General features: G+C 57.7%; 21 protein-coding genes and 1 tRNA gene. 12 read left to right on the top strand and 10 right to left on the bottom strand.

What is annotated here, in order from left to right; all coding sequences use genetic code 11:
* Nucleotides 1-102 precede the first annotated feature (102 nt).
* From HZA03_09145 to HZA03_09130, 4 genes are read left to right on the top strand one after another with little or no spacing between them, the layout of a single operon-like run.
* A complete protein-coding gene (locus HZA03_09145) occupies nt 103-324 on the top strand; it encodes a hypothetical protein (protein ID MBI5638119.1) in 222 nt (73 codons plus the stop codon).
* 35 nt (nt 325-359) lie between these two features.
* Nucleotides 360-1,391: a glycosyltransferase gene (locus tag HZA03_09140; GenBank protein ID MBI5638118.1), complete on the top strand. Its 1,032-nt coding sequence runs from the start codon at nt 360-362 to the stop codon at nt 1,389-1,391.
* Nucleotides 1,388-3,160: a radical SAM protein gene (locus HZA03_09135; protein MBI5638117.1), complete on the top strand. Its 1,773-nt coding sequence runs from the start codon at nt 1,388-1,390 to the stop codon at nt 3,158-3,160. The genes HZA03_09140 and HZA03_09135 overlap by 4 nt, the downstream gene beginning before the upstream one ends.
* The gene (locus HZA03_09130) at nt 3,157-4,560 is read left to right on the top strand and encodes a glycosyltransferase (protein MBI5638116.1); all 1,404 of its coding nucleotides are present in this window, start codon (nt 3,157-3,159) and stop codon (nt 4,558-4,560) included. Before HZA03_09135 ends, HZA03_09130 begins: the two co-directional genes overlap by 4 nt.
* Before the next feature lie 55 nt (nt 4,561-4,615).
* Here the strand turns inward: HZA03_09130 and HZA03_09125 are convergent, their stop codons facing one another.
* From HZA03_09125 to tatC, 6 genes are all read right to left on the bottom strand, one after another.
* On the bottom strand, nt 4,616-5,377 hold the full coding sequence (locus HZA03_09125) for a hypothetical protein (protein MBI5638115.1): 762 nt from the start codon (nt 5,375-5,377) through the stop codon (nt 4,616-4,618).
* A gap of 199 nt (nt 5,378-5,576) precedes the next feature.
* The gene (locus HZA03_09120) at nt 5,577-7,103 is read right to left on the bottom strand and encodes an SAM-dependent DNA methyltransferase (protein ID MBI5638114.1); all 1,527 of its coding nucleotides are present in this window, start codon (nt 7,101-7,103) and stop codon (nt 5,577-5,579) included.
* 2 nt (nt 7,104-7,105) lie between these two features.
* Nucleotides 7,106-7,765, bottom strand: a complete 660-nt coding sequence (locus HZA03_09115) for a restriction endonuclease (GenBank protein MBI5638113.1) — start codon at nt 7,763-7,765, stop codon at nt 7,106-7,108.
* Between the two features lie 10 nt (nt 7,766-7,775).
* Nucleotides 7,776-8,060: an acylphosphatase gene (locus tag HZA03_09110; protein MBI5638112.1), complete on the bottom strand. Its 285-nt coding sequence runs from the start codon at nt 8,058-8,060 to the stop codon at nt 7,776-7,778.
* Complete coding sequence (gene pyrF / locus HZA03_09105; protein MBI5638111.1) at nt 8,057-8,773, bottom strand: orotidine-5'-phosphate decarboxylase; 717 nt, start codon at nt 8,771-8,773, stop codon at nt 8,057-8,059. Before pyrF ends, HZA03_09110 begins: the two co-directional genes overlap by 4 nt.
* Nucleotides 8,757-9,515, bottom strand: a complete 759-nt coding sequence (gene tatC, locus HZA03_09100; protein MBI5638110.1) for a twin-arginine translocase subunit TatC — start codon at nt 9,513-9,515, stop codon at nt 8,757-8,759. Before tatC ends, pyrF begins: the two co-directional genes overlap by 17 nt.
* A 234-nt stretch (nt 9,516-9,749) precedes the next feature.
* Between tatC and HZA03_09095 the strand changes: the two genes are divergently transcribed.
* The 7 genes from HZA03_09095 (at nt 9,750) to HZA03_09065 (ending at nt 17,415) form a co-directional block, all read left to right on the top strand.
* A complete protein-coding gene (locus HZA03_09095) occupies nt 9,750-10,685 on the top strand; it encodes a TonB family protein (protein MBI5638109.1) in 936 nt (311 codons plus the stop codon).
* A complete protein-coding gene (locus tag HZA03_09090; protein MBI5638108.1) occupies nt 10,682-11,896 on the top strand; it encodes an amidohydrolase family protein in 1,215 nt (404 codons plus the stop codon). Before HZA03_09095 ends, HZA03_09090 begins: the two co-directional genes overlap by 4 nt.
* A complete protein-coding gene (fhcD, locus tag HZA03_09085; GenBank protein ID MBI5638107.1) occupies nt 11,887-12,789 on the top strand; it encodes a formylmethanofuran--tetrahydromethanopterin N-formyltransferase in 903 nt (300 codons plus the stop codon). Before HZA03_09090 ends, fhcD begins: the two co-directional genes overlap by 10 nt.
* A 122-nt stretch (nt 12,790-12,911) precedes the next feature.
* Nucleotides 12,912-12,987 (top strand) — tRNA-Lys (locus HZA03_09080).
* Between the two features lie 403 nt (nt 12,988-13,390).
* Nucleotides 13,391-15,925, top strand: coding sequence for a caspase family protein (locus HZA03_09075; protein ID MBI5638106.1), 2,535 nt, complete (start codon nt 13,391-13,393; stop codon nt 15,923-15,925).
* A gap of 76 nt (nt 15,926-16,001) precedes the next feature.
* A complete protein-coding gene (locus HZA03_09070) occupies nt 16,002-16,958 on the top strand; it encodes a DUF4384 domain-containing protein (GenBank protein MBI5638105.1) in 957 nt (318 codons plus the stop codon).
* Entirely contained in the window at nt 16,951-17,415 is a 465-nt protein-coding gene (locus tag HZA03_09065; protein ID MBI5638104.1) for an LPP20 family lipoprotein, read from the top strand. The genes HZA03_09070 and HZA03_09065 overlap by 8 nt, the downstream gene beginning before the upstream one ends.
* A 72-nt stretch (nt 17,416-17,487) precedes the next feature.
* Here the strand turns inward: HZA03_09065 and HZA03_09060 are convergent, their stop codons facing one another.
* From HZA03_09060 to HZA03_09050, 3 genes are all read right to left on the bottom strand, one after another.
* A complete protein-coding gene (locus HZA03_09060) occupies nt 17,488-18,582 on the bottom strand; it encodes a hypothetical protein (GenBank protein ID MBI5638103.1) in 1,095 nt (364 codons plus the stop codon).
* An 18-nt stretch (nt 18,583-18,600) separates the two neighbouring features.
* Nucleotides 18,601-19,365, bottom strand: coding sequence for a CBS domain-containing protein (locus HZA03_09055; protein ID MBI5638102.1), 765 nt, complete (start codon nt 19,363-19,365; stop codon nt 18,601-18,603).
* A 91-nt stretch (nt 19,366-19,456) separates the two neighbouring features.
* On the bottom strand, nt 19,457-20,440 hold the full coding sequence (locus HZA03_09050) for a tetratricopeptide repeat protein (protein ID MBI5638101.1): 984 nt from the start codon (nt 20,438-20,440) through the stop codon (nt 19,457-19,459).
* Between the two features lie 168 nt (nt 20,441-20,608).
* On the opposite strand from HZA03_09050, the gene yedA reads away from it, so the two are divergent.
* On the top strand, nt 20,609-21,517 hold the full coding sequence (gene yedA, locus HZA03_09045; protein MBI5638100.1) for a drug/metabolite exporter YedA: 909 nt from the start codon (nt 20,609-20,611) through the stop codon (nt 21,515-21,517).
* A gap of 37 nt (nt 21,518-21,554) precedes the next feature.
* On the opposite strand, the gene HZA03_09040 is transcribed toward yedA, so the two are convergent.
* The gene (locus tag HZA03_09040) at nt 21,555-22,370 is read right to left on the bottom strand and encodes a YwiC-like family protein (protein ID MBI5638099.1); all 816 of its coding nucleotides are present in this window, start codon (nt 22,368-22,370) and stop codon (nt 21,555-21,557) included.
* Nucleotides 22,371-22,380: the final 10 nt, after the last annotated feature.

The following is a 22,380-nucleotide window of genomic DNA, read 5'->3' as shown; positions in this document are numbered from 1 at the left end:
GGCATGCCGATTGCTTTAACTGTGCGGCAAACGGAGACGTTTGCCGGTTTCTTCTCCCCGGTTGGGAGCGGGTGCATAAAGTAACAGTTTCAAGCGAGGTTAATGATGCGTTTTTTATTCCTGACATCTCCCGTGGCCAAGGCATTGCCCGAATTGTTGGGGCGGCTGCGGCGGGCCGGAGCCGTAAAAGTTCTTAACTTCACTGTTCAACCCGGCATGGAAGGGGTTGGAATGTTGGAAGCCGCTTCGCGGTTTGACGCGGAACATTTTGCCCGGACGTTCGGGCGGGAATCCGGCTCCGCCATCCGGCTGTTGCCGCTGTAACCGCTCGGGCAGGCGCTGGGGTACAATAGGCGCCGATGAAAAACCCGGGCATTTCGTTCTGCGTCATCACCGGCGGGCACCGGCCCGACATGATGGAAGCGCTGATACAAAGCGTCATCGCCCAAAAGATTCCCGCCTATGAAATCCTCGTCTGCGGCAAATACAAAAACGACCCGCGCGTGAATTATGTCGAAACGAAAGAATGGGCCGAAACCGCCGCCGTCTGCAAAATGCGCAATTTCAACGCGGCCCGCGCCCGGTACGATACCGTCATCATCCTCGACGACGATGTAACCTTCGCCCCCGATTGGTGGAAAAACATGAAGCGCCACGCCGATTTCGATCTGGCGGGATGCCGCGGCCTCGACCCGCTGGGCAACCGCTGGTGGGACTATCAGAAAATCGAGCGGGGAAACCCCCTTGCCTCGCCGGAACTGCTTGATTACGGCGCGGAGCACCCCGGAAGCTATATCAGCGGCTATTTCATGATGATGCGCCGGGAAGTCTGGGAGGCGGTGAAGTTCGACGAGACGCGGCGCAACTATCAGCACGACGACATCGATTTCTGCCACCGCGCGAAAGACGCGGGCTTCACCCTCAAGGTTTTTCCCGATGCGGTGGTCACGCACCACGTCGATCCGCGGGGCCGCGCCGAGAATGACCGCGCCCGGGCCGAGTTCATCGAAAAAAACGCCGCCGCCGCCACGGCGGAAGGGGAGGCGCGCAAACTCCTTCTGCTCAAGGACTACGCGGCGGCCGCCCAAAAATACCGCGCGTTGGCCGCGCTGCATGGGCGGTTCGACGATCTCTACAACCTCGCCTTCTGCGAAGAGCATCTGGGCAACGCCGACGCCGCGCTGGAATGGTACCGCAAGGCCGCCGCGGCCAACGCGCCGTCCCCCGCCCGCCTCGCCGCCGCGTGGTTTCACATCGGATATATCCTGCGCGGCGGGGGAAAAGGCGAGGCCGCCGAGACCGCCCTGCGCAAAACGATCGAGCTTCAGCCCGATCATAAAAAGGCGGCCCTGCTGCTTGATACGCTCCCGGCGGGAAAAAGCGGACGATGAAAATCGTATTGGCAAATTCGGTGGGACTGGGGGAAAACGGCGAGCGTTACGTCCACTTCCCCTCCCGCTGGACCGCCGTTGAAAGCCCCTCGTGGTACGACCACAACAAAGGGTGGATGACCTTTTACCCCTTCATGCTCGCCTACTGCTCGGCGCTGCTGAAGCGGGATACCCCGCACGCGGTCAAGTTTTTGGACGGCAACCTCAACAACTGGAACCACGCCGCCTATCTGCAAAAAATCATCGCTGAAAAGCCGGATTGGCTGGTGATGGAGACCAGCACGCTCGCCTTTGCGATGGATATGAAGCTGGTTGCCGCCGCAAAAGCCGCCACCGGCTGCAAAGTTGTTTTCACCGGGCAGCACCCCTCCGCCTTCCCGCGGGAAACGCTCAAGGCGGGGGCCGACCACGTTTGCGCCGGCGAATATGAAATGACGTTAAAAGACCTGTTTAGCGGCGTGCCGCCAGCGGATATTTTGGGGCTCTACCCCAATCCGCCCCGGCCGCTCACCGACCCGAATCTTTTGCCGTGGCCGGAAGACGGCGACGTGCGCCGCATCGACTACAAGGAACCGGTGGTGAACGAATACCGCGAACTGGAAATGTTCGCCAGCCGGGGCTGCCCGCTGGCCTGCAATTTTTGCGTGGTGGCGAACGTCTATTACGGCGGCGCGGGAAGCTGGCGTCCCCGCGACGTGGACGACGTGACCAACGAGATCGCCGCGATGAAAAAGAAATACCCGGAGATGGAGGGGGTTTTTTTCGACGACGAGGCGCACAACGGCCGCAAGGAGTTCGTCATCGATCTGTGCAAATCGATCATCGCCAAGGGGCTGCACACGCTCAAGTACAACGCCATGTGCGGCTACTGGAACCTGGACCGCGAGATGCTGGAATGGATGAAAAAGGCCGGCTACTACAAACTCCGCGTCGGCATCGAGACCGCCGACAAGGATGTGGCCCGCGCCATGCACAAAAGCCAGTCGGTGAAAAAACTGTACGCGGCGCTGGAGGCGGCAAACGACATCGGCATCCGCGTCTACGGCACCTTCACCTACGGCGCGCTGGCCAGCAGCCCGGAGCGCGACCGCGCAACCACCGCCCTGATAAAAGACCTGCTGGAAAAAAAACTGCTGTACGACATGCAGATTTCCATCTGCACGCCGCAGCCCGGCACTCCGTTCTACGCCTCGTGCGCCAGCGAAGGGGCCATCACCACCTTTGACTGGACAAAGTACGATGGCGGCCGCAACGTGATACAAAGTTACAAACACTACTCCGCCGAACAGATAAAAGAAGAGGTCGCCCGCGCCCGCCGCGCCGCGGCCAACGCCGGCGGCCCCCGCTTTAAGGATGCCGATTTTTCCGGCGTTCTAGCCGGCATTCCCGCTGGAATAAAAAAACTGCTGCTGATCTGCAGCGGCCCGCGCTGGCAAACCCGCGCGTTGCTGGCGGAATTGAAAAAGCGCCCCGGCCTCGAGGTTCACCTGCTGTTGCGCCCCGACCCGGACGACGATTTCAACGGCCTTGCGCTCTGGCCCTTTGCCGAGGGAGCGCTTGCCCCCGAACGGTTGGCGGCGGAAACGCTGGAGGGGATACGCGCCGAACACTACCCGCTGGCGCTGGTGCAGATAAACCACAACTGCGAAGACGCCGCCGACTATGCCGATGTCTTCCGCGTGGCCGATGGCGCCGCGGCGCGCTGGGTCGCCGTGGACATCAAGGGGACGGTGCGCGATGGCGGAGCGCCGGCGCGGGCGGGCCGATGAGGCCGGTCTGTTTCAGGAGCTACCGTCCGGCCTTTTCCGGTTACGGCTACGGCACAAGCGAATTCTTGAAGGCGTTCGAGCGCCGCGGCTGGCGTTGCAATTTCCAGCCTGACGCGCTGGAAAAGCACACTCCCTGCAAGGAAGAGATCGTCATCCACAGCGGCTTCCCGCATTTCTTCCGGATGGAAGAGGGCAAGATACACATCGCGCGCGTGATGCTTGAAAGCGATTCGCTGCCGCGCCTCTGGGCGGATGTGCTCAACACGATGGATGAGGTCTGGGTCGCCGCCGAATTCAACGTCAAGACGTTTGCCAATGGCGGCGTGGATCAGAAAAAGCTGGTGGTGGTGCCGGACATGGTGGATCCCCGCTTCGTTCCCGCGAAAAAGCTGAAACCGAAAGATAGGCCTTTCCGTTTCCTTTCCGTCTTCATGGATCTTTCCCTCCGCAAGGGATGGGAGGTGATGCTGCACGAGTTCGCCACGCAGTTTTCCGATAACAAGGATGTGGAATGGGTGGTGCAATGCGCCCCCGAATCGGCGCGGAAACTGAAAGCGGTGATCCGCGCGCTGAAAAAGCGGGGCCACCCCACAGGGAATATTAAAGTGACCGGCAAAGCGCCGACCATCGATCAACTCGTAAAACTCTACCAAGCCGCCGACTGCTACGCGCTGCCGACGCGCGGTGAGGGGTTCGGGCGGCCCTACCTTGAAGCGGCCGCCTGCGGCCTGCCGGTCATCGCCACCGGCTGGAGCGGCCAAACGGATTTTTTAAACAGCGGCAACAGCCGCCTTTTGAAATATAAACTGGCGGATGTGCCGGCGCCGGACGCGCTGGACTGTTACTTTCTAGCCGGGCAGAAATGGGCCGAGCCATCGCACGATGACCTCGGCAGGGCGCTCAAGGAGATGCTCAAGCGGCCCAAATTGAATCCGGTTGATCTCACACCTTTCACCGAAACCACGGTGCTGAAGATTATCGAAGAGCGGCTGACCAGAATAAAACCGCTTAAAAAACCGCGCAAGCAAAAAAAGTTCGACCCGCAGATAATAGTTTGCGACGATCAGTGGCGCATCACGCAGCCGGGGCCGAAGGAATTTGCCCAAAAACTGCGCGGCGTCTGGCGCGATCTCGCCGTCTGCGGCACCGGGCGCAACGCCGGGCAGCTTGCGCGCTTCCTCCTGGCGGAGGGGTTCTCCATTCCGTATTTCATCGACCGCAAGCCGGGGCGCTTCATGGGGAAAAAGGTTTTCACGCCCGATGCGCTGCCGAAAACGCCGAAGCCCGACATGGCGCTTATCAGCGCCTTTCCGGCCTCGTTCCCGGAGTGGAAAGAGCTGCTTCAAGACAAACTGCACGCCGTTCCGGTCATCTTCTACGGACAGGCGGAACAGCCCTGATGCCGGAAGTTTTTTAACGGGTGTTCCCCGCAAGCCGGGAAACCGTCCTAAATTGTCATTTAACCTTGGCCGGTTCGTGGCAAGCCGCGCAGACATTGTTCAGGGGCTTTTTGATCGGCTCCAGGTGGATCGGCTTTTTTTCTTTAAAGTCTTCCAAAACCAGAAGCATAAAACCTTCCGCATTCCGCAATTCACTTGCATATCGGTTCCGATCCAATATGACCCCCGAAGGTCCCTCATAAGGAGTGACTTTTTTCAGAAGGGTCAGGTACTGGTTGGCGATTTTAACGTAGTCTTCGCCTTCGTCCGGCTCGCCGGATTCCACCAGTTGTTCCGCCATGGAAATGTTTTCCGAAATCTCGTGCATGTACTCTTCAAAGAGGTTGGCCGAAGCCGGCAAGCGGAAAAGCCATTTCAGTTTTGCCTCCGTGTGGCACCCTATGCATGCCTGCAATACTTCCGGCTGAAGCTTTTTGATTTTCCCCGCATCTTTTGCCTTTAAGGCCTTTCTCATTTCCGTGATATCCTCCCGCAGACCATCCAGCCGTGCCAGAAGAGCCATCTGGTCGAGCGTTACCCCGTCGGCTGCCAAATCTTCGGCGAATTCAGGTATCTTCGAAATATTTTCGAGGAAGTGCCTGGTATGCACCTCCGCCAAGCCATAGTCGCGCATATTGATGCTGATATTGGTGTTCCGGTAGTTTTTGAAAATTTCGTGCATATAGTGTTTGAACCGGTGGGTGGAAACGGGTTCCTTGCCGAAGACGGCGGTTGCGGAAAATACAAGCACGGAAAGAACAAGCAACGCTTTTTTCATGTCAGCCTCCACGTTGAAAATCACTCGCCCCCTGCAATTTCATCCTGCATCTGAAATGGCGGCCTGTCAAACGAATTTGGGGAAGCGCAAAGCGGAAAAAATGCACCGCGGAACAGGCCGGGCGGCAGCCGGAATATTAATATGTGGTTTCAAAAGTGTCGAACCGGCCGGTGGCGGGCTATTTAAAAACCCGTTTTTTTTATCGGCTGGCGGCTGGGAATAATTCTGACTGTTCTTCCCCGATTAAATCGGGCCGAAGTTTAATCAGGCTTTGTGTTTTTCCCAAATCACCCGCTAATAGCATTAAATCCAATTTTCCGAGGATGTCCGCTGTTATCGGCCTTTTCGCATCCCAAAAAATAAACGATTCAAAAAACTTTTTTGCCGGATCGGAGTTGAGCAATTCGGCGATAAGCACCGCCTCATCCCGGGTCTTGCACGGCAGCATATAGCAGGTATCGTCCATAACAACTGGTTTTCCCCTATAAGGGCCGATTACAGAAAAATCCAATTTTTTATAGAATGCGCTTATCCCCACTTTCCAAGGGGAAAACGTATAATCGCCAATGCCAAACATCGAAAAGCGAGGGCGTTTCTTATAGATTGAACTCCCCCTGCCGTCCAACGCCCGGCCATGTTTGCAAAGGTACTTCCATGTTTTTGGGGCACGGTGCCTGATGAGAGAGGTGTCATCGCCTGTCTGCGTTTGGGTTACAAGAACAACCTTATCTGGAAAGATTGTTCGTTGATTGGCGATATCCGAACTTTTTAACAATGGATAAAGATAATCCGGCTCGATTTCAACCTGTTCTTGAAGACCGTTTATAAACCGGAAACCCCGCAACGACAATTCCATTACCGCTGAACAATCATGTTTGATTCCCGATCTCCATTTGTAAAGAGGCTTATGGTTTGAAGCCAATAAAAGCCGCTTAACCTTTTTAAATGAATTGTAATTTGCCAATAGCGCATCATGATGAAATCCGATGGTTTTCCCCGGTTTATCCGGGTTTTCAAAATCAAGCACATCACATGTGATAGAAGGACTTTTATTGGATGATTGGCATACGAAAAGACATGCCTCCACGGAAACAGAGAAATATTTGTTAGCGTCAAACACGTATATTTGGGCATGCGATATGGGCAGTCCGGTTTTCCATGAATGAAGCAGCACTTTTCTGGCGACTGATGTTTTCACCAGCATTGCAAGCGTCGCGTTACGGTTCTTAACCTGCTCCAGCAGATGTATTAGCATCCATTCCGCGATATCGAAATTGCTTTTTCCTGAAATGGCCTCAAATCCGCTTCTGTTTTGGAAATTGCTCTTCACCGGGAGATTCCCGCTTTTTAACAGCCCCAATTCAGAAGCGGTTACCCAAGGCGGGTTGCCGATAATGAGTAAAGGGTCATCAAATGACGAAATAGCCCCGGCCCAATTGAACGTAAAGAAATTCTCCCTTCTTAAATCCAAAACATGCTTAAAATGCAAAGTATTTTTCCGTTCAGATACATTTTTGAAATACTCCGGGTTTATTTCCAATCCCATAATAACTTTGGCGTTTGGAAAGTTTTCACATGCGGCGGCAATAAAGCTTCCTTCCCCGCATGTTGGTTCAATGATTGTGCTTGGTCTTACGCCGAGGTTCTTCACAATCCGCGCGGCCCGGCCGGCGAGATCATGGGGGGTTTGGAAGTCCCCAAATTCAATTTTCCGGTGTGCCTTCATGCTTAGCGGAGCCTAATGACGCCATCAACAGAGCCTGCTTTTTCAATTACGCGGCTGTACTGGAGCCTCCATTGAAGTGCATTTGATATTGTGAGATAGCCTGTTAATGGCGGACTTTTAATGATTTTTTCGGCGATATTATTTGCTTCTATGTCATCGACGGGCAAATTTTTATCCATCAGGCAGGCGATAAGGTCATCTTTGTTGCCTTGGTTTGAGAGTATTTTATTGATTTCGCGGGTTATCTGGAAATCAGCGGTTCTTTCCTTTGCAACGAGTATGACATGCTTGATATTTAACCGGGCCGTCTTGCTTTTGCCGCTATCGCTTTTTTCGTATACAAAAACAAGGAGGGAATAACCCAAGCCGAATATTTTTTGCTGGGCTGATTTAAAAGGGCATGAAGATTGGGGTTGCTTAATGCTGGTAACTTTAATGTCAACTTCCAGTTCAGGAAAATCGATACCCTTTGCCGAATTTCCTTCCTGAAACACATATTTTTTATGAAGGTAAGATGTAAATTTATGCTCCAGATAGGTGCCAACCGCCTTTCCATCAGTAACGCCAAAAAGCGATTTCTCAGGATGTGATGATTCAGCCGCCGCAAAGACTGTTGCTTCTTTTTGTAATATTTCGACCGAAAGCCGAGGTTTTTTAGGCATGGGATATATTCTAATACGTCGTTTCAAAAGTGTCGAACCGGCCGGTGGCGGGCTGCCAGTCGACCGCCACATATTTCACGCGGGCCATCGGCGGCCCCTCATTGCACCACTTGATGAGCTTTTCGAGCGCCGCGCGGTCTCCCTCGGCCAAAATTTCAACGCTGCCGTCGCCGCAATTTTTCACCCAGCCGGTGAGGCCGAGACCGAGCGCGGTCTCTTCGGCGGTGGCGCGGAAAAAAACCCCCTGCACCCTGCCGGTGACGACGATGTGGGCGCATTCTTTTTTGCCGCTCACCGTTTTTTTCCGCCGCCGGCCAAGCGGATTTCCTCTATAACCATTCGTGCCGCCTCCAGCGGTTTGGGGGCGGAGAGGATGGGCCGCCCCACCACGATGTAGTCGGCGCCGTTTTTAATGGCGTCCGCCGGGGTGGTTACCCGTTGCTGGTCGTTCTTCGCGCTCCATGCGGGCCGCACGCCGGGGGTGACGATCAAAAAGTTTTTGCCGTACTCCTTCCGCAGCCGGGGAGCTTCCAGCGGCGAGGCCACCACGCCGTCGCACCCCGCCTCCAGCGCGATGCCGCAGAGGCGCGACACCATTTTTTCCATCGGAATGTTGACGCCGATTTTTTTCAGTTCCGTTCCCGTGAACGAAGTGAGGATGGTGACCGCCAGCAGCTTCGGGCGCGGTTTTTGGGCCTTCACGGCGCGGGCGCACTGTTCCAGCGCGGCGGGGCCGGCCAGCGCATGCACGTTCACCAAAAAGGGTTTCAACGCGGCGGCGGCGTTCAGCGCGCCGGCCATCGTGTTCGGAATGTCGAAAAACTTCAAATCGAGAAAGACGCCGCCGGGGATGGATTTAAAGGCGGCGGGGCCGGCGCCGGTGAACAGCTCAAGGCCGATCTTGAAGTGTTTCACCGCCTGGCTCAAGCGGCGCGCCCAGCGGGCGGCCTCGGCGGCGGTTGGAACGTCGAGCGCGACGATAAGCCGCTCGTCAGCCGTTGGTTTCATTCGCCTTCTCCTTTTCAGTATCTTTTTTCCCGCCGAACAAATAGATGTAAAGAATGCTCGCTTCGTACAGGACGATCAGCGGCACGGAGGCCATCGCCTGGTTGAGCAAGTCGGGCGTGGGGGTGACGATGGCGCCGATGATGAAGGCGGCGACAAGCCAGTAGCGCCGGAAATTTTTCAGCGCTTCGAGGGAAACCAGCCCGATGCCGTGGAGGAAAACCACAATGACCGGCAACTCGAAAACGGCCCCGAAGACGAAAAGCATGGAGAGACAAAAGTTGAGGTACGCTTTCACCGAGATCATCGGCACCATCACGTCGCCGCCGTAGGCCATAAGGAACGGGATGGCGAACGGCAGCACCAGATACCAGCAGAACCCCACCCCCAGCACGAAGAATAAAACGGTGCCGATGACAAAGCGCCCCGCCTTGCGCGATTCGTGCTCCAGCAGCCCCGGCAGCACAAAGGCCCACGCGTGCCACGCGAACACCGGCACGGTGAGCGCCGCCGCGGCATAAAAGGCGACGCTCATATAGGCCATGAATGCCTCCAGCGGCGTGAGGAACACCAGCTTGACGCTTAACAATCCCGCGAAAGGGGCCAGCAGCCGGTCTGAATGAACGTAGCAGGCGATGAACGCGGCGATGAAGAACAAAACGCAGACGATGACCCGCTGCCGCAGTTCCTCGAGATGCTGGGCAAGGGGGGCGCGCGTGCCGCGAGGCAGGGGCTTGGGCATCATTTTTCATTGTTCCCGATGGTTACCGCGTACAAAAGACACGCCGCTACTATATAACCAAAGGGGCGGTTCGGGAAAGGCGGCGTTCCCCGCGGCGGAACACCGGGAAAAAACGCCGTGTGCAACATTTTCGCCAAGCTGAACTAAAATAGACGGGTACTGGCGGCTGGCATCCGCGCCGGCCGACGCGGGAATGACAGGGGCGCCGCGCCCCGTTGGCGGGAAAGGATGCGCGTAATGGAGCGAACGGTCAGGGGACGATTTGTGGCCGCCTCGGCCGGGCTGCATGTTCTCCTGGCGGCGCTTTCGGCCCTGTTTATCAACGCGCCCCGCATTACGGCGCCGGACATCGTGCATGTGCATATCCTCCCCGAAGCCGCTCCGCCGCCGAACGCCGATTTTCAGTACGGCAAAATTCTTGATGTGCCCCCGCCCGAAAATCTGAAAGAGGAACAGCCCGACGGCGCCGCCGCCCTTGCCGCTTTTGACGCGCGGGCCAATACACGCGCCGCGGGCAAACCGCGCATCGCCGCCCACGGCGGCCCGCGGGAACTGAAGGTGGAGACGCCGCACAAGGAAAGTGAGCGGCGCAAGCGCGATGCCGAAACGCCGAAAAGCGACAGCGAAAAGAAAACCGCCATGACCGAAAACCGGTTTTCACCGGTGCCGATGACCGCCGCGAAAAGCGACCAGGCGGGGCAGCCGGCCAAATCCGACGCCGCGGCGAATGGAATGAAGCCGGATCGCGAGACGAAGGAGGAGGTGCGGGCCTTGAGCGGCGCGGAAATAGACAGCTTCGCCGCCGCCAACCCCGTTGGCATGCTGGAGACCGCCAGCGAAATAGTGATCCCCCTCAGCACCCGGCGGTTCGGCTACATTGAATACTTCACCGGCGTCAAGCGGCGCGTGGAGGGCGCCTGGACGTACCCATATGAAGCGATGAATTCCGGCGCGGAGGGGAACACGGTGATCCGCTTCACGCTGTCGCGGGGCGGCGCGCTGGACGAGGTGCGGGTGATTGCCACCGCCGGCATGGCGGCGCTGGATAACGCGGCGGTGGTTGCGGTGCGCAACGCGGCGCCGTTCGCCCCCTTCCCGGCGGGCCTCGACAAGGAAAAAATCCACATCGTCGCCACCTTCACCTACCAATCGTCCTACGGCAAAGTGCCGTGAAAATCACCGGCGCGCGGCTGTTCGATCCCGCGAACGGCAAGGCGGGGGATGCGGCGGACATTTGTATGGATGGCGCCGTCATCGGCGGCGATGGCGGCGGCCCGGCGATAGACGCGCGCGGCTGCATCGCGCTCCCCGGCGGCATCGATATTCACGCGCACTGTTTCGCCGTGGCGGACATGGGGAAAAAAATCCCGCTGGGAGCTTGGGGAGATGCCGCCTCCACGGCGCGGAATTTTCTCGTGCAGGGAATAACGTATTGGGTGGAGCCGGGGCTTGCCCCCGCGCAAGGGGCGGCGTTCGCCCCGTTTGTCAGCGAGTGCGGCATGGATGGCGGCTGGCTTTCGCTGAAGCGCGGCGCGCCCGGCGCGCTTGGCGTAAAACTGTTCGGCGAAGCGGGGATGGCCGAAGCCCTGTCAGGCGGGTTCCCCGAAAATCCGCCGCACCTGCATCTCCCCCATCTGGCCAAAGGAGACGGTTTTTTGGGGCTGCAAACCTTCGCCAAACGCGCGGCCGGACGAAGATGCCACCTCTCGCACATTTCGCACTACGCGTTCGAAAAAGAAGGGAGCCGGCTGGCGCCCCGCGGTGTGGAAGCCGCCGCTTTGCTGGATGAGCATAAAAACCTTTCGGCCGATTGCGGCCCCATCGTCTTCGGCCCCGCGCTTACGTTCACGGCGGACGTTGAATTGGCCGGGCGCGTTTCAAACAACGGCGGGGAGGGGGTTTTGAGGCTCACCGGCTCGCCGTTCGCGGCATCCCCCTATGAATTCAGAAAAGAGCGGTATATCGACGCGCTGCTCTGGCTCGCCGCGATGGAATTCATCCTCTCCGTGAAAGACCTTGCGCGCCTGTCGCTTTCCATCGATTATCCGTCGGGCGGTTCCATCGCCGGGTATCCCGCCATCATCGCCATGCTGATGGAGCGGGACCGCCGTGATGCGTTTTGCGCCGCGCTCAACGCCGAGGCGGTGGCCGCATCCGCGTTGCCGAAAATCCGGCGCGAACTGACGTTGGCCGAAATCGCCGTCATCACCCGGTCCGCTCCCGCGGCCGCTTGCGGATTGACGGAGCGCGGCCGCCTCGGCAACGGCGCGCGCGCCGACGTGGTACTCTTGCGCGAGCAAGGGGATGCGGCCGAAATGTTCGCCCGCCCCCATTATGTGATTCGCGGCGGGCGGGTAATCGTGGAGAACGGGAAATGGAAATAAACGGCATACCGGTGGAAGAGACCCACGCCGAGGCGTTCGCCATGCCGTTCGCGCGGCTCGTCGTGACCGGGCGCAACGGCAAATGGACGCATGATGTCTCGCGCCTCGCCACGGGGTGCGCCACCTCCATCATCGCCTGCGGCTGCGAAGCGGGGATAGAGGCGCATACCGCCGATTTCAAAACGCCCGACGGCCGCCCCGGCGACCGGCTCCTTTTTTTCGCCCGCACGGCGGAGGCGTTGCACAAAGAGATGATCAAAAGGGTGGGGCAGATCTGCCTGCCCGCGCCCACCGTGCAGGTATTCAACGGGCTGGATGCCGGCGCGCCGTTCGCGCTGGGCGAAAAGCTTGGTTACTTCGGCAACGGCTTTCAGCGGGAAGAAAAACACCACGGGCGCGACTGCGTGGCGATACCATGCACCGCCGGGGATTTTGTCGTGGAAAAAACGGTGAACATCGGCGAAGGCGTGGGGGGCGCGAATTTTTGGATTTTCGCCCAGAGCCAAAAGAGCGGCCTGCGCGCGGCGGAGAAAGCGGTGGAAGCCATTGCGTCGATGCCGGGACTGATTCTGCCGTTCGCCGGCGGTGTGGTGGCCGCCGCCAGCCGGCCAGGGAGCAAATATGATTTTTTGACCGCCTCCACGCAGGAGGATTATTGCCCCACCATACCGGCGGCAAAAAACCCGAACCGGAAATTGCCGCCAAAGGTGGAAGCGGTTTTCGAGATTGTCATTGATGCCGTTTCGCGCGATGTGGCGGAAAAGGCGATGGCGGCCGGCATCCGCGCCGCTTGCGGCGGCGGGGGGGTGGTGAAGATCGGCGCGGCCAACTTTGGCGGCAAGCTGGGGGGCGTCAATTTATCGTTGCATGACATCTTGGCCCGGCGCCCGTAACGGCCCGGCCGGACGCGGCATCGAAGTGCCGCATTTCGTCCCCGCGCCCGCGCGGTAAAAAAATATCGCGGGATACTTGCGCAAACGGCGGCGGTCATTTACAATTACGCCTTCCTTCGAGTGAGCCGTTAGCTCAGCTGGTAGAGCAGCTGACTCTTAATCAGCGGGTCGCTGGTTCGATCCCAGCACGGCTCACCAATTTTTTCGCCACTTACCCACTCGGAAACCGCCCCCATACCGGAGGGGGAAGCCAAATTGCAGCCAACTATGGCATCCGTCCCTTTTCTGGGGCTATCCATGTTGTGGTGGGCATATCTCATGGTTACCGGCGAGGTCTTGCACAAGGTTCAAGGCGCACTGGCACCTGTGGGCGAAGTTCTTCCAAAATACCCGGCGGTCGATGATGATCCACAGTGGGATGGATGTCAGGCCGCCTGAGGCCCGGCGGTGATCGAGGAATGGAGAAGGGAGTATAATAAAATCAAGTAGTGCATCTTGCCCGGCTACCTGCCGCCAGCGGTGTTTGCCAAACAGGAGAAATGGCATTAGATGGCATAACAGGCTCACATTGAATCTGCTCCGAAAAACGGGGGGAAGGTCAATGGATAAAATTACTTTGAAGATAGGGTTAGTATTTCTTGCGGCGGCCTTTCTTGCCTCATGCACGGCCAAATCAATCCCCAAAGTCCATATGAAGGGTTCAGATGCAACTATGGCTATGGAACTGACCAAACCAGCCCATGGTCTCACCGCCATTGCTATTTCAAAAGATGGTTCTTATGTCTTGACGGCGGACAATGGTGGAGCCGGGGGAATGGGCATGATGTCCGCGGAGAGCACCATAAGGCTATGGGATATTTCCTCAGGAAAATTGGTCAGAATGATTAAAGCGGATTCATGGATTAACCATCTTGAATTCTCTCCTGATGGCAAATATGCCGCATTGGCGGGGTATGCCGGTTATTCTACCCATTCCCTGAAACTATTGGATATGTCATCGGGAAAGCTGGTTTGGGAATCATCTCCTCCTGCCGGCTTCTCCACCAGTGCTGTGTCAGGCTATCATCCTCTGTTAGAGAGGGCGACATTTTCGCCGGATGGGAAATACGTTTTGGCGCCTGGCAATCCTGCTACCATGATTGAAGTATCAACGGGTAAAACAGTAAAAGCCACTGAAGCCACTTTTTTCACAAAGGGTTATGTTTCAAGGGCGCTTTTCTCGCCTGACGGCAGGTATATCCTTACCGGCGACACATGGTTTGAGGAATTCAAGCTTCTTGATGCCAAAACCTTTAAGGAAATAAGGAGATTCAAGGGACATAAAACATCCTTCACCATAGCGACTTCAAATTTTGTGCCCAAATCGCTTTCTTTTTCGCCAGACGGCAGATATGCAATGTCAAGCATTGCCAATGCCGACGCCGTCATAATATGGGATATTGAAACAGGAAAGGAAATAAGGAGATTTGAGGGATTCGAAAACATCAGCCTCGGTTTCCGGGTCGTGTCGGCATCGTTTTCTCCTGACGGCAAGTCCGCATTGATACAAGGGTCGTCAACCAAGATATGGGATATTGCATCGGGAGAAGAGAAAAAAACAATCTTGAATAAATGGGATATACAAGTTACAGGGAATCCTCCGAATGGGGCGTCATTCAACCCAAACGGCGGAAATTTGGTGCTTTCATTTGGAGATAGCGGAGTAAGGGTCATAGATGTCGCTACCGCCAAAGAGACCGCCATGCTGGTGGGTTTTGAAGATGGAGAGTGGATCATCATCACGCCCGAAGGCCACTACAACTCCTCGGAAAAGGGCGCCCAATACCTAAGCGTCAAGGTGGGAGAACGGAAATATGATACGAACCTCTTCTATGACGTTTTTTACCGCCCGGATATAGTGGCGGCAAAACTGCGCGGCGAGGATATTCAAGGCCTGGTTACAATAACGATGCAGGATGCCATTAAATCACCCCCGCCGATAGTGGAATTCACGAATACCATATCCGATCCTGGCGCTCCGAAGGTAAAGGTTTGTTTTAAAGCAAAAAGCGCGGGTGGAGGGGTGGGTGAAGTCCGCCTTTTCCATAACGGCAAACTCGTACAATCCGACGGGTACTATAAGGATGTGGCCAGAGCTTCGAGCGGAAACGTCCAGTTACAGGCAATGAACAGCAAAGCCATATACGAAGACATGAGAGGCGTAACCATAAAGGAAAAGGCGGTACTGAGTCCAATTGCGAGCAAGGACAAAGGGGACGTATTTGAAGATTGCGGAGAGATAGATGCGGTTTCCGGAGGGAACGAGGTCAGCGTTACCGCCTTTAACGCCAATAACACGGTGCAGAGCCAGATGAATACCATCAGCTTCACCTCAAAGGTTCCCGCCGTAGAACCGCACCTCTATATCCTTTCCATCGGGATAGACCAGTACAAAGATGGCAGCGTAAACCTCAAATACGCCGTCAAGGATGCAACGGACATCAAGGAAAAGATACTTCGGCAGGCCGCTACGTTGTACAAACCAAAAAACATCCATCTTGAATTGCTTGCCGACCAAAACGCCACCAAGGCGAACATCCTCAATACGGTGAATGAGCTTTCGGCGAAGATCAAGCCTTCGGACAGCTTCATCCTTTTTGCGGCGGGGCATGGCGTCCTTTTGCAGAACCAGTATTTCATGCTGACCCATGCCTATGCCGGTGAAGTGAACGACAGCATCCTGATCAGCGCCAACGAGATAGTTGAGATGTCCAAAAAGATAAAATCCCTTTCCCAGTTGCTTATTTTCGATACCTGCCACGCGGGGGGTGTGGACTACATCGTCAGCGGGTTGTACGACGCGCGGATGTCCGTGCTTGCGAAGAAGATGGGGTTGCACATCTACGCATCGGCAAGTTCCTTGCAAGAGGCGTTGGACGGCTACGAGGGGAACGGGCTGTTCAGCCATGCCCTGCTTGACGGGTTAAACAACAACCGGGGGGCGGATGCCAACGCCGACGGCAATGTGAGCCTTGTCGAGCTGGGCGAGCATTCCAAGATGACGACGGTGGAACTATCGAAGAAGGCCGGACATATCCAAACGCCGCTGATCATAAACTTCGGCAAGGACAGCCCAATATATACCTTGGGCAGGTAGGGGTGAAAAAAATCGTTTTCCCGTTTACTTTGCGGTACATTGGAAATACGGTGAAACGGATGGGAGGAATGCGCGGATGAAAGCTCTGCGTCTTTTGGCGGCAACGCTACTTTTGGCGACATGTGCCGGCGCATCGATTGCGGCCGAGGGGAAAACCGCCACCGTAACCGCTTCCGCCTCGGTGCAGGTGGGGGAAAGCAAGACCAAGCAGCAGGCCAAAGAGGAAGCAAAAAAGGAAGCGACCCGCAAGGCGGTGGAAGAGGCCGCCGGGACATACATACAGGCCAGCACCACCGTGAAGAACTTCCAACTGGAATCGGACGAGGTGAAAAGCGCCTCGGTGGCGTTCGTGCGGAGCATCAGGGAAAAACAGTCCGCGTATGACCCCGCGAAGGACGCCTGGACCTATACCGCCGAATTCGTGGTGGATGTGTCCGCGATGGAAGCGTACGCCGATTCGCTGGCGCACGGGAAAGCCGCCGAGCGGGAGACGAAGGGAAAGGACATCCAGATATACCTGGCCTTCTACGACGCCGGGGATAAGGTGATCAAGGAAGGGAGCAAGGTGGCCTCCGGCCAGCAGTACCAGCTTATGGTGCAACCGTTCCAGAGGTGCTATCTCTACGTCATAAACCGCGACTCTTCCGGCGCGGTATACCAGATATTCCCGAACCCGGATATCCCGGTCGCCAACCCGGTGGAGGCGGGGCATGAATATTACCTCCCCGGCGCCGACAAGATGCTGGAATTCGACAACGTAAAGGGGCTGGAGACCTTTTATGTCATCGCCTCGCTCACGCCGCTGAAGGAGATGGACATGCTGTTCAGCCAGATAAAAGCGCTGGGGGGGGACGCGGACAAAGCGCTTGCCTCGGTGGTGGAGGAGCGCATCAAAACGCGCGGCGGCGGCGGTATCGTCCAGAAATTCACCGGCACAACGGCAAAATTTTCGCGAAAGAATGTTCAAATGGCGGCCGAGATACTTAGATCCACCGGTAACGTGGTGCGGCAGATAAACCTGGTTCATGAATAACCGGTTGTTGACGGCTTTTGTCTGGTGTGCGCTTGCCGCCGCTCCCGCGTTTGCGCTATCCCCAGACGAGATAAAAAAACAATATCCCGAAGACCGTTATCTGGTGGGAATCGGACAGGTGAAAGCATCGGGGAACGCGGCGGCCGACCGGCGCGCGGCGGAAGTGATGGCGCGCTACGAGATAGCCAAACAGATCCGTGTGCGGGTGGAATCCGAGATGGTGGACAGGATGTGCGGGGGGAAAAGCCCCGGCTGCAAGAGTGAGGTCCAACTGGTGGTCAAGCAGACTGTTGACGAAGTGCTTGCCGGGGCGAAGACGGTCGATTACACGGAGGAAAAGGGGATGGCCACCGCCGTGGCCGTTTTGCCAAAGGCCGAGGAAGATGGCGTCCGGCAAAAGGCCGCTGAATCCCTGAGGGAGCGAGGGCGGGACATCCCGGAGCGGACAACCCAATAATCTTTTTCCCCCCGCGTGGCGGCGCTCAAAGGGCGTGGGCTTCGTGCCATCACGGTCAGCGGGCTATGTTCATCATCCGTCGCGGCGCTTTATCCAGAGGGCGAAAAGCGGATCGGCGAACATCCACTGTCTGCCGCGTTTGTGCAAAATGCCTTTGGCGTCAAGCGCGCGTATGGCCGCTTGCAGGTTGGTTGCGGTCTTGAAGCCGAATTCCTTGATGAACCATTCGGAGTAGAGGCTTTTTTCCCCGCCGCGGGTGAGGCCGTAAAGCACCCCCTTCTGGCGGAGGTTGAGCAGTTCCCACACCTGCTCATAGGCGGCCGCCGCGTCGGCCAGCATATCGTTTACCGCGCGGTCAAGCGCCGCCGGCTCCGGCGCCCCATCCCAATGGCGGCCAAGCGCGCGGGCGATGGCTTGGGCCGTCTCCAATTTGCCGTCGGCCAACCGTATGACGGCGGCGGCGGTTTCGGGTTTCATGGAAAGCCCTTCCTCCGCGAACCCCTGGAGCAGGCAGGCTTCCAGCGCTTCGCGCGGAACAAGCTCGGCGCCGCGCAGCGGACGCACACGGCCGGGCATGGCGCCGTCCAGTTTTTGCCCGGTTTTTTCCATGCCGGGGCCGATCATGATGTGGCTGGTGATGGCGTGCCCCTTCACCGTGCCGGCGAAAAGGCGCGGTCCCTCGGCACCCCAAACATCCTCGATTTTTCCGAAACCGTTCCAGATCACCGCCGCGCGGCGGTTCTCTTTCCTGCCCATTATTTCGGGGAGTTCAAGCAGGTTGCTGAATATTTTGTGGGGATCGGTTCCATAGTTGATATCAATATGCGGGTTTTCGCCCACCACGAGGCGGGGGGTGGCGGTCGGAATCAGCTTTTTGAGAACTCCCTCGATCCTGTGCAGGTCCCCGGCGAATGTTTGAATGAACGAGCGTGCCAGCAGCTTGACCAGATGTTCGCCGCCGGTGATCATTCGGAGGTCGGCGCGGAAGAGGAGCAATTCCCCGCCGCCCAGCCGTTCGGCCAAGTGGTCGGCGAAAAATGCCGCTCCGCCGCCCGATTCAAATTCGCAGGCGTAATGAAAGTTTCCCTTCAGTCCGGCAACGATGGCGTCGGCGGTCTCCGGCCTCAAAAGCGTGCCAAAGGGATTTTGGGTGAAAAGTTGGCGCATGCGGTGTGGCGTACGGCGCTATAGCTGGCTTTTTTCGATAAAGCGAACCAGGTCGCGCTGGGTGATAACCCCGAAATAACGTCCATCAGCGGCGGTAACGGCGATTTCGTGCGTTTTCATCTTAAGCATATTGATAACCGTTTCGCGCAAGGAAGCATCGTTCCCCGCCACCGTGAATTTTTTTATCATTTTTGTTTCGGCGCTTCCGGCGAGGGGTTTTGCGCTTTTGGCGGCCAGTTTTGCGAAAACGCCGTCGGTGATGATTCCGGCCGGCTTGTTGTTCTTCAAAATGACGGCGCTGGCGGAGCGGTGCTCAATCATCATCCGGATGATTTTTTTCAGCGGGGTTTTCGGGGTGGCGGTAAGCCCCGGCTGGGCCAGCGCGGCCAGCGGGTGGTTGTACGGAAAGGCGCGTTGCGCGAAGGCCTTGATGATGTCGCCGTTGGTGACGATGCCGGCGAGGCGGTTCTGCGCGTCCACGATTATAAAACGCCGCACGTCGAACCGTTCCATCTGGCTCGCCGCGGAAAGAAGGTCGTCGGTTTCTTCAATCGGCATTACCGGGGTATGCATCACCGTTTCGATGGCTGTCGTGCCCATGTCCATGCCGCTGTCGATAACCGAAAGCACGTCGAACTTGGTAAAGATGCCGATCGGCATCTTCTTCTCCGCCACCACCACGCAGCTGATGTTTTTTTGGACGATTTTCTTAACGGCTTCTTTTACCGTGGTTTTACGGGTTACTGTGGCGACGGGGCGGGTCATTATCGATTTAATATCCAACCTTCACCTCCTCGGTAGCGGCTATCAAGCATAATCCCCCATATGACGCCGTTTTTCAAGTGCCAGCTTGCGCCGGATTGCGCCCGCCGCGCTAGCGCGGCAACGGCTCGGCGGTGACGGCATTATCCGCCGGACCGGCCGTATCGGTTTCCCGCAGCCGCATATCCATCTGTTGCGCTTCGTATTCATGGCGGTTGGCCCGGTACTTGTCCCGCGCGTTCCCGAAAAATTCCTTCGCTTTCCCCACGTTCCCGGCGGCGGCATGGAGCCGTCCGAAATACTCGTGGGCGGCGGCCTCCCAGTATCCGTTTTTCGCGCTTTGCACCTTCGCCAGCCCCGCGCCCAGCTTCGTCTCCGCCGCGGAAAAATTCTTTTGGGCCAGCAGGACGTTTCCCGTGTTCAGCAAGGCGATGCCGGTGAGCAGATCGTCCTTCAGCTTGTCCCCCAGCGCGGCGGCGCGGCCATAGGCATCCAGCGCGCCGGCAAAATCTTTTTGCGCGAAGAGTATGTTCCCCATGTTGTTCCATGCGGCGCCGGAATCCGCCTCGTCCCCTTCGCCCGCGGCGCGGCGGTAGTATTCAAGCGCCTTGCCGTCTTCTTCCCGCTCGTGGAAGACCGAGGCGAGGTTCGCCAGCGTGAGGCCGCGCGTCCGCTTGTCCCGCGTGACGATGGCATAGGCCAGCGCGGTATCGTAGTGTTCCAGCGCTTTGGCGTATTCCTTTTCCTGTTGCAGCAGTTGGCCGAGGTCGCTGTTGACCACCATCGTCTGGTTCGGCGTTTCGGCCAACGGCAACGCCGCCCGGAGCTGTTCGATCCCCTTTGAGGCCAAGCCGGCCTTGGCATACGCCTTGCCGAGGCAGTGACGTGATTCGAAATAATCCTTTTTCGCTTCCACCGATTTTTGTCCGGCGGCGATGGCGGCCGAATAATTCCCCTTCTCCAGCGCTTCGGCGCAGGCGGCGGCGTCCTTTTTGTATTCCGGCGTGAAAAAGCTGATCGCGTATGCCGGAGCGGCGCAGGCAAGCAGGAAGGCCAGCGCGGCGGCGGCGCGGGAAAATAAAAGTTTTGGGTGCATGGATGTTATTTTGCGGCGAAACCGCTTCACTTGCAAATATTTCCCGTTTGGCCGATGCTGGATGCCACACAACGGGTTAAATTGTCATCCTGAGCCGCAAGCGAAGGATCTCTTTCCGAAAAGGGATTCTTCGCTACGCTCAGAATGACAAAAATAGGTATACCGGCTATGAACGACGGCAGAACAAAAATCATCGCGGCATTCGCGGCGGTCTACACCTTCTGGGGGTCCACCTACCTTGCCATCCGTTTTGCCATCGAGACCCTGCCGCCGTTTTTGATGTCCGGCGTGCGCTTTGTCATCGCCGGGGGGCTGCTCTTCGGCTATATGGCGCTGAAGGGGGAGAAGCTCCCCACCACGCGGCAGTGGCGTTCCACCGCCCTCATCGGCGCGCTGTTGCTGCTCGGCGGCAACGGCGGAGTGGTCTATGCGGAAGAGCGGGGGGTGGCATCCGGCCTCACCGCGCTGCTGGTGGCCACCGTGCCGATCTGGATGGCGCTGCTTGACTGGAGAAGCAGGGGCCGCCTCAATCCCGGAGCGTGGGTGAGCATGGGGCTGGCGTTCGGCTTTTTGGGCGTGGCGCTTTTGGTGCTGCAAAACGGCGCGGCGGAGGTGCATATCGATGCCATCGGCGCGGCTGTGCTGCTGGCGGCGTCCCTTTCGTGGGCATATGGCAGCATCTGGGCCCGCACGGCCGATCTTCCCCGCTCTTCGCTGCAAACCACCGGTATGCAGCTATTGATGGGGGGGCTGTGGCTCTGCATCGCCGGACTGCTGAAGGGGGAGGCCGCGCACGTTGGGGCGGCGGCCTGGAGCGTCCGCTCGGTCGCCTCCTTCTTTTACCTTATCTTTTTCGGCTCCATCATCGGCTACAGCGCGTATGTATACATCCTGAAGATGAGCAGCCCGGCCAAGGCTGGCACCTATGCATATGTAAACCCCGCCATCGCGGTCTTCCTCGGCTGGGCGCTGGCGGGGGAGAAAGTCACTGGCATCACCATTGTGGCCGCCATGATCATCATCGCCTCGGTGGCGCTTATTACCATGCGTCCGCGCGGAGCCCCGGCGCGGGAATAGGGGAGACGGGCTTTCCCATCCCAATGTACGGTTTGTCTTATAGGCGGTAAAGAAAGACGAATGCCGCGGCGAAGAAGATGGACAGATAGAGTTCGGCGAAGCCGAGGGCGCGGAGCGCCGCCGGGGGTTGCAGATAAAAATAGAGCGTCGTGAAAAAGCCGGGGATGAACGCCGCCACCGGCAATAACGGCGCGCCGAGTTTTTTAGCGATGACCAGCGCCGCGAGCGGCGAGAGGAAGGCCAACCCCAGGTTTTGCATAAAAACGGCCTTAAGCGTGACGGCGTGCTTTTGCGATTGTTGCGCCAGCGCCGGGATGAAACCCCCCAGCCGCACAACCCGCCGCGCCGCGACCGAGCGTTCCAGCATGAAGAGGAGCGTCAGCGCCCAGGGCGCGACATGCGGCAGATCGAATCTCCCCGATACGGCGAACGCGCCGAGAAACGAAAGGGCCACCGAGAGGAATATAAGCCCGCCGAACTCGAATGCCGCGCTGCGCCCAAATCCTTCCGCCGCGGCTCCCAGCGCCATGGCGAACACCAGCGCCAACCCGCCGTAGAAGGGGAGCGTCCACGGGTTGATGGCGGCGGTGACAACGGTGAACATGAGCGCCGCCACCGCGTAGACGGCGAACCAAAAGACGATGTTGCCGTCTTGCGCCGCCCCCTTCTTCCACCCCTTGTATATGATGCGGGCCGGGGTGTACGCCATGAAGCCGGCGAAAACCGACAACAGTAACGGGGCCATCACGGAGTGATCCCCCTCCGCGCAACCGGCGCCAACGGTCAGCGGCAGGAACACCCACGCCCAAAGGCCGTGTTCTTTCGGGAAAACCGGTTTGCGTATGTCGATCATGGCCCCCTTA

The sequence above is a fragment of the Nitrospinota bacterium genome (assembly GCA_016217735.1).
GTDB lineage: Bacteria > Nitrospinota_A > UBA7883 > JACRGQ01 > JACRGQ01 > JACRGQ01.
Note: the sequence above shows the minus strand (reverse complement) of the source record. Positions and strands in the feature narration are given on the sequence as shown.